This is a genomic window from Halomonas sp. GFAJ-1, assembly GCA_002966495.1.
In the GTDB taxonomy this organism is placed as follows: Bacteria; Pseudomonadota; Gammaproteobacteria; order Pseudomonadales; family Halomonadaceae; genus Vreelandella.
The window spans coordinates 743,307-757,675 of the sequence record CP016490.1 but is presented as its reverse complement, the minus strand read 5'-3'; the positions used below and the strand labels follow the sequence as shown (position 1 = coordinate 757,675).

Sequence of the window (14,369 nt, the reverse complement as noted above, 5' to 3'; positions counted from 1 at the left end):
GGCCTAAGGAAGTGAACCATGAGCATGTTTTCAGTAGGGCTAAGCGGTCTTAATGCTGCACAAAGTGCCCTGAACACGACCAGTAATAATATCAGCAACGTTTATACGCCTGGCTATAACCGGGAAGTGACTAAGCTGGGCGAAGGTTTTGCGTCAACGGGCGGCGTTCAGGTCAATGCAATTGAGCGTCAGTTCAACCAGTACGTAGCTGCTCAGCTGAATAGTGCTAAAACCCAGTCAAGCGCACTTAGCACTTACTACAATCAGGTATCGCAAATTGATAACCTGCTGGCTGACCGAGAAGCAGGCCTTGCGCCACTAATGCAGAACTTCTTCTCTTCGCTTGAAGACCTGGCAAGCGCACCTTCTGATCCTGCCGCCCGCCAGGGCGTGCTAGGTACGGCCAACACATTAAGTGCCCAGTTCCGCTCTTTTGATGGCTACCTGCAGGACATGCAGAGCAACATCAATAATCAGATTAAAGATGAAGTTACCCAGATTAATAACACCACTGAGCAAATAGCGGGCTTGAATCGGGAGATTGCGCTAGCACGGGCGCGCACAGGCGAGGCCCCTAACAGTCTGCTTAACCAGCGCGATCAGCTGGTTTCCGAGCTGAACGAGCGAATGGATCTTCGGCTAAATATTCAGGATGGTAAAACCTATAATATCAGCCTGCCCAATGGCCAGCCATTGGTGACCGGAACCGACTCTTTCAAGTTAGAGGCTGTGGAGTCGCCCAGTGACCCTCAGCGCATTGTAGTAGGTTATAGAGACGGTGGTGGCAACCTATCAGCACTGAATGAAAATGTGATTTCAGGCGGTGCGTTAGGCGGGCTGATGTCCTTCCGCTCAGAAACGCTGGATAAAACGCAGAACCAAATTGGCCAGCTGGCAGTGTCGCTCTCCGTGGCGTTTAACGAGCAGCATAAGCAGGGAGTAGATCTTAACGGTGAGCAGGGCGAGGACTTCTTTAATGTTCGTCCACCCCAGGCATATAGCCATGAAAATAACGTCAATTCTAACGTAGTGCCTTCCGTTGCCTTTGATGCGGAGACGATCGATAAATTACGCGCCACAGACTATACCGTGCGTATTGTAGGTGGTGAGCCTATTGTTACTCGTAATGATAATGGGGCTGAACTAAACAGCTCTGATCCTAACAGCGCCAGCTACGTTGATCTCGCAAACTGGGCCGATGGAGAGATTACGTTTGGCGGTGTGACTGTCACGTTTGATCCAGCAAAACTTCCCCAAGCTGGTGACCGCTTTGAGATTCAGCCCGTCCGTCGTGCCGGTGAAGGTATGGAAGCGAATATAAGCGACTTGGATAAAATCGCGGCGGGGGAAGAAGCTTTTGCTGGCGATAACCGAAATGCCCTAGCGCTTCAGAACTTACAGTCGCAATCAATCGTGGGCGGCAACGCTTCTGTTAGCGGTGCTTATGGCGCGATGGTGAGCGATGTGGGTAATCGCACTAACATTACTCAGGTCAACTTAGATGCCCGCCAGGGGCTGACCGATCAGTTGCGGGCTGTGCAGCAGTCGGAGTCTGGCGTTAATCTCGATGAGGAAGCGGCTAACCTGATTCGCTTCCAGCAGTTTTATCAAGCGAATGCTCGTGTTATTGACACCGCTTCCAACATTTTCGATACGATTTTAGGCTTGCGTAGCTAACGTTTAGGAGTACCGCGACATGCGAATTAGTACCGTCACCATGTTTGAGCAGAGTACCGCGTCTCTTAACCGTCAGCAGGGCGATTTTTTAAAAGTCAGCCAGCAGATTGCTAGCGGCAGGCGAGTCGTTAACCCCTCGGATGACCCGCAGGCGGCCTCGCGCGCAGTGGGTGTTGACCAAGCCAAAGCGGTCACCCAACAGTATGCGGATTCGCGGGTATCTGCCCGTAACTCGCTTGCTCAAACAGAAAGTATTTTAAACAGCGTTAGCGATGCGGTGACTAGTGCTAAAACACTGTTAATTCAGGCATCAAGCGATACCTTGAGTGATGTCGACCGCCAGTCTATCGCGAGCGAGCTCAAGGGCATTTATGAAACGATGATCGGCCAAGCTAACGCGACCGATGGCAACGGCCGCTATCTGTTTGGTGGTTACGCAGACAACGCTCCGCCCTTCGTTAAAGATGCCGATGGTAATGTGCAATATAAGGGTGACAGTAACGCCCGGGAACAGCGCGTGGACGCTTCGCGGCTAATGCCCGTTACGGAAAACGGTAAGTCTATTTTCCAAAGCGTGCCCAGCGGGGCAGGTTACATTGCTGAAGCGGTTAAAACGAATGTAGCCGATGGTGAAAGCGTCAGAAATGCAGGCAGCGTGACGTTTAGCGGGCCGCAGGTTACCGATGTTACTGACGATGACTATGGTGAAAGTTATCGTGTTGTGTTTGCTGACAATCCTGATCTAGCTTCAGAGAATGACTTTATTTATCAGGTTCAGCGTTTTGAAAGCGGTGCTTGGCTTACTGACGACGATGACTTGGTTGCAACGGGTGAATATACAGGTGAGGGTCAGCAGCTATCCTTTGGTGGCATCTCTATTTCGCTGCAGGGTCAACCTGAAGAGGGCGATGAAATTCTCGTCGCGCGCTCAGGCAGCGAGCAGCGCGAGCCAGATCTCTTCCGTACCATGGAAGAGGCGATTCGCGTCCTAGAAAATCCCGCTGATAACGATACTAAAAAAGCCGATTTACGCAACACTCTCAACACGTCGATGCGCGATTTAGACAATGCGTTAGATAACGTGCTGACGGTACGCGCTTCAGCAGGCGCACGCCTGAACGAGCTGGATGTGATTGACGCCGTTGGCGGCAACCGGATGCTGAACTATGAGCAGACGCTGTCGGACTTGGTTGATCTTGATTACGCCTCGGCGATTTCTGAGTACAGTCTGCGCCAAATTGGCCTGCAGGCTTCTCAAAAAGCCTTTGTGGATATAAAAGGCATGTCGCTGTTTGACTTCATGCGCTAGGCTAAGCGCATGAAAACTAAACCCCCTGTGCCATGAGGTGCAGGGGGTTTTTAGCTTAATGGCGCCATGGTTTCGATAAGGCTCTGCATAAATGCTAGCCCCTGGCTGAAGAGGCCTTGTAGGAAACGTCCAATGTCGGTCATCAGCACCATTAGTAGCGTTAGCCCGACGGTGAGAGAAGTGGGAAAGCCGATATTAAACACGGTCAACTGGGGTGCTGAGCGGTTAAGAATACCCAGCGAGAGGCTGATGATAAGCAGCGAGCCGGCAAGCGGTAAGGCGAGCAGCATGCCGGATGCGAAAATGGTGCCTGCATAGCGAGCCAATAGCTCAAAGGCATTGGGGTTCAGCGTGCCGATGCCAATTGGCAGGGTTTGGAAACTCATTACCAGGGTTTCTAACACCATCAAGTGGCCGTTAAGCGCCACAAACATCAGCAACGTAATCATATATAGAATGCGCGATAACACCATAATGTTGGTGCCACTTGAGAGGTCAAAAAAGCTCGCAAATGCTAGCCCCATCTGTAAACCGATAAATTCCCCGGCAGCCTGCACAACCGCAAAAATAATGTGCATCACCAAGCCGATGGCGATGCCAATCAATATTTGCTCCACCATAATGCCTACCCCCGCCCAAGACATCAGGGGAACTGCTGGCATAGCCGGTAAAAGAGGAGCGATTACCACCGCAACCAACGCCGCTAGCACTACCTTCACTTGGTTGGGTATGCTTGAATGCCCCCAAAGGGGAGAAGCTGCCATAAAGGCGGTTATTCGTGCGAATGGCCAAAGAAAGGCCACTAACCAGCCCTGTAGCTGCGCAAAAGTGACTTCAACCATACGGTTTACATCACCATGCTAGGAATGCTGGTGAATAAGCGGTGGGTGAAATCGGTGATTAACCCAAGTAGCCACGGCCCTGCGATGACCAGTACAGCAAAAACGGCCAATACCTTAGGGATAAACGTCAGTGTCATTTCGTTGATTTGTGTAGCGGCCTGAAACAAGCTGATCAGCAGGCCCGTAAAGAGGGCTGCCAGTAGCATCGGGCCTGCAAGAAACAGGGTCACGCGCATGCCCTGGTAAGCGATGCTCATTACCATTTCCGGGGTCATGGTTTGCTCCTAGTCGCCCGTTGCGACAATTAAATCATGTAAAAGCTTTCAGCTAACGAGCCAATAATTAGCTGCCAGCCGTCTACAAGGATGAACAGCATCAGTTTGAAGGGTAACGAAATAGTAATGGGAGGTACCATCATCATCCCTAGTGCCATTAAGGTGCTCGCAACGACAAGGTCAATAATTAAAAATGGGATAAAAATGGTGAAGCCAATCTGAAACGCGGTTTTCAGTTCACTGGTAACAAAAGCGGGTAGTAAGACGCGCATGGGCAGTTCTTCAGGTCCTTGCATGGGGCCGACGTCGGCTAAGCGCACGAACAGTGCCAAATCTGGCTCGCGGGTTTGTGCGAGCATAAATTCGCGAAAAGGCCCTTGGGCAAGAAGCAAAAACTCTTCAAAATCAATTGTTTCTTCTGTGAGAGGCACCCATGCGGTGTCATACACTTGGGCGATGACGGGGGACATAATAAAAAATGTTAAGAAAAGGGCGATGCCTAGTAGCACTTGATTAGGCGGTGTTGCCTGCGTACCCATTGCTGTTCTCAGCAAGCTAAGCACAATGATGATGCGCGTAAAGCTAGTCATCATTAGTAGCATCGCTGGCAGAAACGCCAGCGAGCTTAAAAATAGCAGCGTTTGTAGTGATAGCGACCACTGCTGACCGCCATCTTCCAATGGTTGCGATACTAACCCTGGTAGCTGTTGCGCATGAGCAGGGAAAGCCAGCATTAAGCAGCCGGCAATGACAGCGCTAAAAAGCCACCAGCGGAGCTGGTAAGGCCAGGAGAGGTGCATCACATATCTCATGGTGTTTTCGTTGGGTCAGAAGAGGGAGGGGCTTCACTGCCTCGTTTGTCACGGTAGCTTGCTAGTGCCTGAGCTAGGCGGTGTGAAAAGCGTGCCGGTGGTTCAGGCGAGGTGGGAAGAGGACGGTCGTTAGGAGCATCACGCTCATGTAACTTGGTAATTCGGCCTCCGCTAACGCCTAGCACTAGCCACGTATCTTCGATTTCGACCACAACGATGCGCTCGCGACTGCCAACTGCGGTATTGCCCACAATGCGTAAGTGGGCGCCTTGATGATGACGTCCCGTTTGCCAGCGCTTTAACAGCGCGGTACATAGCAAAATAATCGCTATTACGAGCGCTAGCGCTGCTGCCGTTTTGCCTAGAACCGCCATCCCTATTAAGGCATCACCGCTGCCGCTAAGGGCATCAATGGACGTGTTCTGTGTGGAAGAGGTAGCGACGCTCATCGATTTAGTTTGTGGATGCGCTCAGAGGGGGTGATGATCTCTGTAATACGAATGCCATACTTATCTTCGACGACGACGACTTCGCCTTGAGCAATCAAGTAGCCATTGATCAAGATATCCATTGGTTCGCCAGCTAACCCTTCAAGTTCAATGACCGACCCTTGAGCAAGCTCAAGCAGTTGTTTAATCGTAAGCTTGGTGCGGCCCAGCTCTACGGTAAGCTTAACCGGAATATCCATGATCATTTCAAGATCACGGGATTGAGCGCTGCCACTTTCCGGGCCGAGCGGACGAAACACTTCGTCACTTGCTGATTTTGCTACGGGTGCTGGGGTCTTGTGCTCAGGCTCCTCGGCTTGGGTTTGCTCTTCTGCCTCTTGCTCTGCCATCGCAGCCGCCCAAGGATCCTCTTCGCTGCTAGTGGCGCTTGCCTCTTCTTGTTCCGCCATCGCAGCGGACCATAGATCGTCTTCACCGGTATTATCGGCGTTGGCAGTAGGTTCTTCTTGCTCAGACATGGCGTCCGCCCAATCGTCGTTAGAAATTTTTGGATCGGGTTTGTTAGGATCAGTCATGCTTTTGGTTCCTTGGCTTTCTGTCGCGTTGAACCTTTAATAAAGTCCTTGGACGACACGTTATTCAATGCGGCATGGTCGATCATATGCAGGACACGTAAAGCGCGCTGCTGAAGCTGGCTGCCATACTCACACTCCATGACAGGCACTCCATCCACACTAGCGGTGATGGTTTGTGGAATGTCCATGGGCAGTACGTCGCCTTTTTTCAGCCCCATCACATGGGCAATACGGCTTGGTATTTGAGCAAACTCTGCCACTAGCTCGACCTCAGAATGGCGCAGTTCGCTGGCCATACGCCGCGACCATGTACCGTCGTGGTCATGGTTACTGTCGTTAATAGGATTGACCAGCAAGTCACGCAGCGGCTCAATCATCGCGTAGGGCATGCATATTTGGAAGTTGCTGGAAAGGTTGCCAACCTCGATATTGAACTTTGTGTTGACCACAATCTCATTAGGCGAGTTAGTGATATTGGCAAACTTTGACTGCACTTCAGAGCGTAAAAAATGTGCCTCGATAGGGTAAACCACTTTCCACGCTTCTTGATAGGCTTCAAGCGCGAGGTTCAGAAGCCGTTGAATAATGCGCTGCTCGGTATTGGTGAATTCGCGCCCATCGGATTTTGTGACAAAGCGACCGTCGCCGCCGAACAGATTATCCACCACCATAAAGACAAGATTAGGTGGAAAGACCACCAGCGCTGAGCCACGCAGCGGCTTCAGGGACACCAGGTTCAAGTTGGTGGGCACTGGCACGTTACGTGAAAAATCACTAAAGCTTTGGTAGCGAACTGATTCAACGGTGATATCGGCGCTACGGCGAATCAAGTTAAATAAACTGTTACGGAAATAGCGCGCAAAACGCTCGTTAATAAAGTCAAGCGCGTGCAAGCGTTCGCGTATGACCCTGTGCTGCGTGGCTGGGTCATAGGGGCGAATACGCGCTTCATTCTCAGAGTGGGAGGTCGAAGCCGATGGCTCGTCATCTCCGCTGACGCCCTTAAGAAGGGCATCAATTTCTTCCTGGGACAGTAGATCGTCCTGTGACATGAACGGCTCCAGTTCCCGGGGTTATTGCACAATGAATTCAGTAAATAGCACTTCTCGTAAGTCGAGAGGCGGCTGATTTTCTGTCAAAGGTACGGTGAGCCGGCTGATGATTGCCTGGGCAAGCTCTTCTTTACCTTCCGTAGAGGTAAGCTCACTAGCTTGTTTACCTGACAACAAAATCAGTAGGCGGCTACGTACTTGAGGCATGTGCTCCTCAATAATGGTCTTACTTTGCTCGTTGCCAACGAGTAACGTAATGCCCGTATAAAGAAGGCGTGAGCCGTAGCGGTCATCTGCGAGGTTGACAGTAAAAGGCTCAATGCGCGTGAAAACAGGCGTTTCGCGCTCTGCGACCCGCTGAATTTCACCACCCTCCGTAGTTCCTCGCTGGTCTAACACCATATATATCGCTGCCGCTGCGCCCGCAGACGACAGCACTACTAGAATAATCATTATCCAGAGCAGTTTTTTGGATCCGCTGCTTGTTTCTGCCATTTATTGTTCCCATGATCATGACGCATGACACTAGCCAAGCATTATGCCTAACGCAGGTGCTGATGATGAAATGAACAGACTCCTTTGGAGAGTCTATCTTTTGGTTTAGCTATCTAACCGTAGCGATGTCAGTATTTTCATACGACCACTCAGGCGTGGCTTAAGCATATAGATCGACACGTCCGTCAAGAACTAAAGGGTTACCACCCTCAAGGAGCTTAATTGCGCTGTCGCCTTCTTCTTTGCTTCCGCTGTCACCACTACTGTTGGGGGTGTTAGAGCCTTGTTGAGCAAAGGCCTGCTCGTTAGGGTTGTTATGCTCCCCTACGGATGTTTCACCAAGTGAAATCCCTTGTTCAGCCAAGGCTTCACGTAACTGTGGGATCGCTAGTTCAAGTGCTTGGCGAACTTGGGCGTGGGCTGATAAAAAATGCGCCTGTGTTCCGTGTTCGCTCACTTTAAGGGAAATAGAGAGTGGCCCTAACTCTGCCGGGTGGAGTTGCATTTTAACTTGGTGCTCTCCTCCTCGTTGTGCAAGTTGAATAAGCTGCTGGCCAAGCTGAGAAGGCCATGCGGGGCTGCTAACGGGCGTGCCGATTGACGCTGAGGTCATTAAGCTACCTGTCGCTGGCGTAAGGATGCTGGGCTGAGTTGAAATGGGTGACTCTGCTCCCCTGCCGGTGCTTGGCGTAAGCTCAGCCAGAGCGGTTGCAATGTTTGGCGCATCGCCACCCATGCGTAGCGAACTAGCATTTATATCTACAGGTAGTGCTATGTTGCTGCTTCGATAAGCAGTAAGCGACTGGCTACCTTCTGTGGTATTTGCGCTGGGCAGCAGGTTGGCCACTTGTCGGTGAAGCTCCGTGAGGGTTGTACCCTGCGGTGTGGCGTCACTAAGGGAGTTGAAAGCAGTCAGCAGCTCGGCGGCTTGGCTTTCACTAACAGCCAACTGCTGGGCAATATCTCGTACTTGGGGTGCTGACTGTAGCTCTGGCGCTACTGGTGCTTCGGAGAATGCGGCGACTAACGATAAACGTGCCGCGATCTCATCAAGAGGCGTGAGCGCTGATGCTTCGCTCAGCGAACTCTCATTAACCATTGGATGTGCTGAGTTTAAGTCGACAGCCTGGAGTCGAGTGAGTAAGTCAGCCAACGCGTCCTCATCCAATTCGATATCTAGTGACGTTAGCAGTTGAGCAAAGCTGGCTAGCGGATCTGAAGAGCTAGCCTCTGTTGGCGAGCTGGTTAACCGCTGCAGCTGGGCGCCGCTTGCCTGCGTTAATGCCTGTTGAAAAAGAGCTTGCGGCGTCCCTTTGGAGCCCAGCATCTGTGCTGGAGCGGATGAAAGGGCGCTTTGACCCTGATTCGCTGAAAGCAGCAGCTGAATATTCATAAGTAAGTTCCCCAGCGCGATGCTAGTGCGGTTTATCAGTAAGTTGGCGAGCCAGGCGGCCAGTGACAAAATCATCGCTAGCTTTTTGCTCATGGCGCTCTTGGCGGCGGTGCTCTTCTAATAACCGGCGCGAGGCTAGTGTATCGTAGGAGGAGAGCTTACGCTGCTCTTGCTGCCAATGTTGTTGGCTTTGCTGAACGCGTTTTTGCTGTGCAGCCAGTGCTTGCCTAGCGCGGCTCAGGGCGGCGTCCAGCGAAGCTAAAAATTGTTGATAGTTGTACATAGTAGCTGGGTCAATACCGTCGCGCATGGCCAGCTGTAAACGTTCGGCATACTCGGCGCGGTAGCGGTTGAGCGACTCAAGTTGGGCTTCGGTCTGCTGTTGTGTTTGGCGTTCTTCGGCCAGCAGTTTTCCTGCTTGGTCTCTGGCGTCTCGTGCTAAGCCGGTTAATATGTCGAGCTGCGAATGGCTCATGGTTAGCCTCCCACGGTGGCATGCAGCGCTTGGCGTGATGCTTCAAGCGTTGCGCATTCATCAATATTTTGTTGAAGAAAACGCTCTAGGGCTGGAAAGCGATTCACTGCTTCATCCAGTTTCGGGTCGTGGCCTGGACTATAGGCGCCTACGCTAATCAGGTCACGATTACGCTGATAACGTGAAAAAAGTTGCTTAAACGTTCGTGCAGCTTGCAGTTGCTCAGGCGTTGCAATGGCGGTCATAGCGCGGCTAATAGAGGCTTCAATATCAATGGCAGGGTAGTGACCTGCTTCAGCAAGCCCCCGTGAGAGCACGATATGACCATCCAGAATCGCCCTTGCTGAATCAGCAATAGGATCCTGTTGGTCATCACCTTCGGTGAGCACGGTATAAAAAGCGGTAATGGAGCCACCACCCCGCTCGGCATTGCCTGCTCGCTCCACTAGCCCGGGCAGTTTGGCAAACACCGAGGGTGGATAGCCCTTGGTAGCGGGCGGTTCGCCGATCGCCAGGGCAATCTCGCGTTGTGCCATGGCATAACGCGTTAATGAATCCATGATAAGCAGCACATTGCGGCCCGCATCACGGAACCCTTCTGCTAGCCGTGTTGCATAGGCCGCCCCCTGGAGGCGCTGAAGCGGCGATGTATCAGCAGGGGCTGCAACGACAACAGCGCGCCTTCTGCCTTCTGGGCCTAAAATATTATCGATGAAGTCCTGTACTTCTCGGCCACGCTCACCAATTAGCCCGACAACGATGACATCCGCTTGGGTGTAGCGCGCCATCATGCCAAGCAGAACAGATTTACCCACCCCTGAGCCTGCAAATAACCCCATCCGCTGGCCTCGGCCAACGCTTAGCAGGGCGTTGATGGCGCGGATGCCCACATCAATCGGAGCATCGATAGGCGCGCGGGAGAGTGGGTTAAGCAGCGTGGCTTGGAGTGTCGCGCGGGGAACGTCATCGATGCTTTCCCTGTCATCCAGCGGGTTGCCGTTGCCATCCAGTACACGCCCTAGGAGTTCATCACCAATCGGGAAGCGTCGTGCGCTGTGTCCACTGCCATCGCTAAGGGGTGTTACCCTAGCCCCCGGCATTAAGCCGGTGATTTCTTCTAAGGGCATAAGAAATAGCTTATCGCCTGAGAAGCCAACGACCTCAGCTTCTGCGTGCTTTTCGCTGTCGTTAAGCCTTCCGTCTGCACCGGGTAATTCAATTCGGCATGCACTGCCTACCGCTACTCGCAATCCCACTACCTCGATCACCATGCCCGTGGCGCGAATCACCCTGCCGTTAGTGCGGTAGTGGGGTAAATGACCAACACGCTGCGTGGTGCGGTTCAGCGCTTTACGCCAGCGGTAGTGGTGAGGGCAAGTGGCATCGCTCATAATAGTGCCTACAAAGAGGTCGAAGGGTCGCTGACGTGATGGCGCTTGCGAAGTTGGGCATGTACGGCCTGCCAGCGGCTTTCAAAAGTGGCGTCTAGCTCGCCCTGGGCGCTAGTGACGCGACAGCCGCCGCGGGCAAGCTGGTCATCAGGTTGGAGTTGCCAGTTAGCGGCGCTTAGTTCGCTACCTAGGTGCTCTTTTACTAACGCATGATCTTCTGGGTTAAGCCACAAGCGCTGTTGTCCAACCAGCGGTGGCTCGGTGTGCAGAAGATCGCGCACAATTGTCAGAATTTGCTCAGGGGTCTCTCGGAGAGCATTACCCGCCAGCTGCTTGCCAGTGGCGAGTGCTAGTTCGGTAAGGTCGTGGGCTATCGTTTCATCCATTCGCTCAAGGGCGTCCGAGAACTGTTTAGCGAGAGCTTGAAGCGGAGTGACGGTTTGGCGAACCTGCTGTTTAAGCGTTTCTTCGGCCTGAGCGTGGCCCTCTTGGAGGCCTTGCGCTAGCCCCTCTTGATGGCCACGTGCCAAGCCTGCCTGGTAGCCCTCTTCCTCAGCCTGTTGGCGAATACGCTCATAGAGCGCTTGACGCTCCTGCTCTTCTCGCTGTCGTGCTTGCTCCGCAGCGCGCTGTGCTGCCTCGACTTTGCGTTGTTGCGCGGAGGGAGCAGAGAAGTCGCTCTCTTGGAAGTTGGCGCTCTGCTCATTTAGCTCATCCATCTGCCAGCGCCGCCAGGTGCCATGGCGGTCAAATTCGGGGGAGTGAGTATTAGACATACTCATCATCCCCACCTGACAAGACGACCTCACCAGAATCCGCTAAACGACGAACCACCTGTAGAATGGCCTTTTGCTCCGTCTCTACCTGGGAAACCCGGATAGGGCCGCGGGCTTCCATATCTTCGCGAACCAAATCTGCAGCCCGTTGCGACATATTGCGCAGGAACTTGTCGACCAGTGCATCCTGGGCGCCTTTGAGGGCCACCACCAGGGAGTTGGTTTCGACTTCTTGCAGCACCATTTGAATTGCACGGTTGTCCAGGTCGAGTAGGTTCTCGAATAGGAACATTTCGTCGATAATTTTCTGTGCAAGGTCTTCGCTGTGCGAGCGAACGGTTTCGATGGCGACTTCTTCTTGCGAAGAGTTCATCAGGTTCAAAATTTCGGCGGCTGTTCTTACGCCGCCCATTTTGCTGCGTTTGAGGTTCTGGCCATCCAGCATGCTGGTGAGTACCTCGGTGAGCTCTTGGAGTGCCGCTGGCTGAACGCCGCTAAAGGTGGCTATGCGCAGAACCACATCGTTGCGCAGTTTCTCTTCAAACAGTTCCAGAATGTCGGCAGCCTGGTGACGGTCTAAATGAACCAGGATGGTGGCAATAATCTGCGGGTGCTCATCGCGGATAAGCTCTGACACCATGGAAGCTTCCATAAGGTTCAGTGCATCGATGCCCGAGTTGCCTCCCGTGGTTTCAAGGATATCTTCGATGAGGCTGGTGGCGCGCTCACTGCCAAGAGCCTTAGTAAGTACCGAACGAATATGCTCGCTGGAGTTGAGGTTAAGCGCCACGAACTCTTCGGACTCTTTGTGAAACGCTTCCAAAACGGCCTTCATATCCTCGTGGGAGACTTGGTGCAAGCGTGCCATTTCCGTACTGATCTCTTGAACTTCGCTGGCGCTTAGAAACTTAAACACTTCGGCGGCGCTATCTTCATCAAGGGCAAGCAAGAGGATGGCGCTTTTACGCGATCCGCTCATTTCGGCAATAGAGCTACTCATTAGCATTCATCCAACTACGGATAATCATCGCGACCATACGGGGGTCTTCCTGGGCCATTTCCCGCAGGTCGTTAAGATTGTGTTCGTACAGCGACGTTTTACGGCGACGTTTTGGCTTATTGCTATAGGTGTCATCTTCCTCAGAAGATGCTTCTTCCTCTTGATCATCATTTTCATCGCCGACGCTGGCGCTAAAGGTGCTGCCCGTGCCAGGAATGGCGGGGGCCATGACCGGTGTCTGCGTGTAGCGTTTGATCAGCGGACGAAGTATCAGCAAGTAAAGCAGCAGCGCAGCAATAGCGACAAGTAGGTAGCGCCCCAGCGTGGAGGCAAGCGAGAGCATCTCTGGCCGCTGCCACCATTCGGCTTCCTCTGTCGCCTCATCAGTACTGGCAAAGGGTGTGTTGACGACCTCGACCTGGTCGCCCCGTGCCAACGAGAAGCCCATCGCCTGTTGAACAAGACGCTCAAGCTGAGCCACTTCTTCAGGGCTTAAAGCGACTTGCTCTACTTCGCCTTCATCATTCACAGCGCGGCGAAAATTCACGACAACGGCCGCAGAGAGGCGCTGAACCTGCCCTAGGCGGTGCTGGATATGCTCAATGCTGCGATCAACTTCGTAATTAACGACGTCGTCTTGGCGTAGGTTGCGTAGCGCATTGGCCGGCAGGTCATTCTCACCCTCCTCAGCGTCTGGCTGATTGATAGGGGCAGGTGCTACGCCAGGCGGAGTGTTACTAAGCGCGCCGGGTATTCCCGTTGCTAACGGGTCTTCCCCATCATAAGAAAGACTTAATTGGCGGCTGCGCACGGCCGATTCATTAGGCGCTTGGTTAGGGCCATAACGCTCAGAGGTTTCTTCACGGCGTGAAAAATCGATTTGTGCAGCCACCTGGGCGCGCACGTTTTCGCTGCCCAAGATAGGCGAAAGAATATTCTCGATACGGCGCTGGTAGGAGCGCTCTACTTCGGTGATATACGCCAGTTGGGAACCGTCAAGGTCATTCCCCTGAGAGGTGTTGGCGGTCAATAGGCGACCGTTTTGATCGACTACCGTGACGTCCTCGGTGGACAGTTCAGGCACGCTGCTGGAGACCATGTGCACAATAGCGCTAACCTGGCCTTCACCTAAAACTCGGCCGGGTAGTAGGGTCAGAACGATGGATGCCTTGGCAGGCTCGCGGTCGCGTATAAAGACCGACGGCTTGGCCATGGAAAGGTGAACCCGCACCCGTTCCACTGGGCCAAGTGACTCAATGGAACGGGCCAATTCACCTTCTAGGCCGCGCTGGAAGTTCACCTGTTCAGCAAACTGACTAATACCGAAGGCTTGGTTATCCATAAGCTCCAGGCCAAGGTTGCCGCCGCGAGGCAGGCCTTGCTCAGCAAGCTGAAGCCTAAGCGTGTGAACATGATTGCCAGGCACTAAGAGCGCTTGGCCGCCTTCGCTAAACTGATAGGGAACGCCTCGACTATCGAGTTCGGCGATGATGCGCCCGCCGTCGGCTTCACTAAGGTTGCTGTAGAGCACGCGGTATTCAGGGCTGCTGGCCCACATGAAGAGCGCAGCGACAACAGCAATAGACGCAGCAGCAGCGACCAATAGCACTACCAGAGGGTTGCCACGCAGCTGTTTCAGCATGCGTTCAGCCGTCGGCGTGTTTTTAGTCTCACTCTCTGCCGTTCCACTGCGGGGGGCGTTTTGGGGCGTACTGTTCTGACGGCCTGCCGTAGCACCAGTTTCGCTCATGCATCCCTCCTAGAGGGCAGGCAAAACCGATGACGGCCCAGGCGCATCACCAAAGAAGGCATAGGCTATATCCGTCGATCGCGGTTATCCGCTGAAAG

At 53.1% G+C, this 14,369-nt stretch carries 15 protein-coding genes; 2 read left to right on the top strand and 13 right to left on the bottom strand.

Annotated elements, in window-relative coordinates; genetic code table 11:
- Positions 1-18: 18 nt before the first annotated feature.
- Both BB497_03420 and BB497_03415 read left to right on the top strand, forming a co-directional pair.
- Positions 19-1,677 carry a flagellar hook-associated protein FlgK gene (locus BB497_03420; protein AVI61819.1) on the top strand — a complete coding sequence of 553 codons (1,659 nt, stop codon included), beginning with the start codon at positions 19-21 and terminating at the stop codon, positions 1,675-1,677.
- A 19-nt stretch (positions 1,678-1,696) separates the two neighbouring features.
- The gene (locus BB497_03415) at positions 1,697-2,986 is read left to right on the top strand and encodes a flagellar hook-associated protein 3 (protein AVI61818.1); all 1,290 of its coding nucleotides are present in this window, start codon (positions 1,697-1,699) and stop codon (positions 2,984-2,986) included.
- 50 nt (positions 2,987-3,036) lie between these two features.
- Here the strand turns inward: BB497_03415 and BB497_03410 are convergent, their stop codons facing one another.
- The 13 genes from BB497_03410 to BB497_03350 form a co-directional block, all read right to left on the bottom strand.
- Positions 3,037-3,828 (bottom strand): flagellar biosynthetic protein FliR, encoded by a 792-nt coding sequence (locus BB497_03410; protein AVI61817.1) that lies wholly within the window; start codon positions 3,826-3,828, stop codon positions 3,037-3,039.
- A 5-nt stretch (positions 3,829-3,833) separates the two neighbouring features.
- The gene (locus BB497_03405; protein ID AVI61816.1) at positions 3,834-4,103 is read right to left on the bottom strand and encodes an EscS/YscS/HrcS family type III secretion system export apparatus protein; all 270 of its coding nucleotides are present in this window, start codon (positions 4,101-4,103) and stop codon (positions 3,834-3,836) included.
- Between the two features lie 29 nt (positions 4,104-4,132).
- Positions 4,133-4,903, bottom strand: coding sequence for a flagellar biosynthetic protein FliP (locus BB497_03400; protein AVI61815.1), 771 nt, complete (start codon positions 4,901-4,903; stop codon positions 4,133-4,135).
- Positions 4,904-4,911: 8 nt separating this feature from the next.
- Positions 4,912-5,364 (bottom strand): flagellar biosynthetic protein FliO, encoded by a 453-nt coding sequence (locus BB497_03395; protein ID AVI61814.1) that lies wholly within the window; start codon positions 5,362-5,364, stop codon positions 4,912-4,914.
- Positions 5,361-5,939, bottom strand: a complete 579-nt coding sequence (locus BB497_03390; protein ID AVI61813.1) for a flagellar motor switch protein FliN — start codon at positions 5,937-5,939, stop codon at positions 5,361-5,363. Before BB497_03390 ends, BB497_03395 begins: the two co-directional genes overlap by 4 nt.
- The gene (locus BB497_03385; protein ID AVI61812.1) at positions 5,936-6,991 is read right to left on the bottom strand and encodes a flagellar motor switch protein FliM; all 1,056 of its coding nucleotides are present in this window, start codon (positions 6,989-6,991) and stop codon (positions 5,936-5,938) included. The genes BB497_03390 and BB497_03385 overlap by 4 nt, the downstream gene beginning before the upstream one ends.
- A 21-nt stretch (positions 6,992-7,012) precedes the next feature.
- Positions 7,013-7,486: a flagellar basal body-associated protein FliL gene (locus BB497_03380; GenBank protein ID AVI61811.1), complete on the bottom strand. Its 474-nt coding sequence runs from the start codon at positions 7,484-7,486 to the stop codon at positions 7,013-7,015.
- Between the two features lie 160 nt (positions 7,487-7,646).
- Positions 7,647-8,954 (bottom strand): hypothetical protein, encoded by a 1,308-nt coding sequence (locus BB497_03375; GenBank protein ID AVI61810.1) that lies wholly within the window; start codon positions 8,952-8,954, stop codon positions 7,647-7,649.
- Positions 8,902-9,354: a flagellar export protein FliJ gene (locus BB497_03370; GenBank protein AVI61809.1), complete on the bottom strand. Its 453-nt coding sequence runs from the start codon at positions 9,352-9,354 to the stop codon at positions 8,902-8,904. Before BB497_03370 ends, BB497_03375 begins: the two co-directional genes overlap by 53 nt.
- 2 nt (positions 9,355-9,356) lie before the next feature.
- Positions 9,357-10,745 carry a flagellar protein export ATPase FliI gene (locus BB497_03365; protein AVI61808.1) on the bottom strand — a complete coding sequence of 463 codons (1,389 nt, stop codon included), beginning with the start codon at positions 10,743-10,745 and terminating at the stop codon, positions 9,357-9,359.
- An 8-nt stretch (positions 10,746-10,753) separates the two neighbouring features.
- Positions 10,754-11,521 carry a flagellar assembly protein FliH gene (locus BB497_03360; GenBank protein AVI64245.1) on the bottom strand — a complete coding sequence of 256 codons (768 nt, stop codon included), beginning with the start codon at positions 11,519-11,521 and terminating at the stop codon, positions 10,754-10,756.
- Complete coding sequence (locus BB497_03355) at positions 11,514-12,521, bottom strand: flagellar motor switch protein FliG (GenBank protein ID AVI61807.1); 1,008 nt, start codon at positions 12,519-12,521, stop codon at positions 11,514-11,516. The genes BB497_03360 and BB497_03355 overlap by 8 nt, the downstream gene beginning before the upstream one ends.
- Complete coding sequence (locus BB497_03350) at positions 12,514-14,271, bottom strand: flagellar M-ring protein FliF (GenBank protein AVI61806.1); 1,758 nt, start codon at positions 14,269-14,271, stop codon at positions 12,514-12,516. The genes BB497_03355 and BB497_03350 overlap by 8 nt, the downstream gene beginning before the upstream one ends.
- Between the last annotated feature and the right edge of the window lie 98 nt (positions 14,272-14,369).

What these genes read in the sequence shown, in the direction of transcription:
- BB497_03400 (AVI61815.1), bottom strand. Translation starts at nt 4,903, where the DNA reads ATGCACCTCTCCTGGCCTTACCAGCTCCGCTGGTGGCTTTTTAGCGCT.
- BB497_03355 (AVI61807.1), bottom strand. Translation starts at nt 12,521, where the DNA reads ATGAGTAGCTCTATTGCCGAAATGAGCGGATCGCGTAAAAGCGCCATC.
- BB497_03350 (AVI61806.1), bottom strand. Translation starts at nt 14,271, where the DNA reads ATGAGCGAAACTGGTGCTACGGCAGGCCGTCAGAACAGTACGCCCCAA.
- BB497_03420 (AVI61819.1), top strand. Translation starts at nt 19, where the DNA reads ATGAGCATGTTTTCAGTAGGGCTAAGCGGTCTTAATGCTGCACAAAGT.
- BB497_03415 (AVI61818.1), top strand. Translation starts at nt 1,697, where the DNA reads ATGCGAATTAGTACCGTCACCATGTTTGAGCAGAGTACCGCGTCTCTT.
- BB497_03370 (AVI61809.1), bottom strand. Translation starts at nt 9,354, where the DNA reads ATGAGCCATTCGCAGCTCGACATATTAACCGGCTTAGCACGAGACGCC.
- BB497_03360 (AVI64245.1), bottom strand. Translation starts at nt 11,521, where the DNA reads ATGTCTAATACTCACTCCCCCGAATTTGACCGCCATGGCACCTGGCGG.
- BB497_03390 (AVI61813.1), bottom strand. Translation starts at nt 5,939, where the DNA reads ATGACTGATCCTAACAAACCCGATCCAAAAATTTCTAACGACGATTGG.
- BB497_03385 (AVI61812.1), bottom strand. Translation starts at nt 6,991, where the DNA reads ATGTCACAGGACGATCTACTGTCCCAGGAAGAAATTGATGCCCTTCTT.
- BB497_03365 (AVI61808.1), bottom strand. Translation starts at nt 10,745, where the DNA reads ATGAGCGATGCCACTTGCCCTCACCACTACCGCTGGCGTAAAGCGCTG.
- BB497_03375 (AVI61810.1), bottom strand. Translation starts at nt 8,954, where the DNA reads ATGATTTTGTCACTGGCCGCCTGGCTCGCCAACTTACTGATAAACCGC.
- BB497_03380 (AVI61811.1), bottom strand. Translation starts at nt 7,486, where the DNA reads ATGGCAGAAACAAGCAGCGGATCCAAAAAACTGCTCTGGATAATGATT.
- BB497_03405 (AVI61816.1), bottom strand. Translation starts at nt 4,103, where the DNA reads ATGACCCCGGAAATGGTAATGAGCATCGCTTACCAGGGCATGCGCGTG.
- BB497_03410 (AVI61817.1), bottom strand. Translation starts at nt 3,828, where the DNA reads ATGGTTGAAGTCACTTTTGCGCAGCTACAGGGCTGGTTAGTGGCCTTT.
- BB497_03395 (AVI61814.1), bottom strand. Translation starts at nt 5,364, where the DNA reads ATGAGCGTCGCTACCTCTTCCACACAGAACACGTCCATTGATGCCCTT.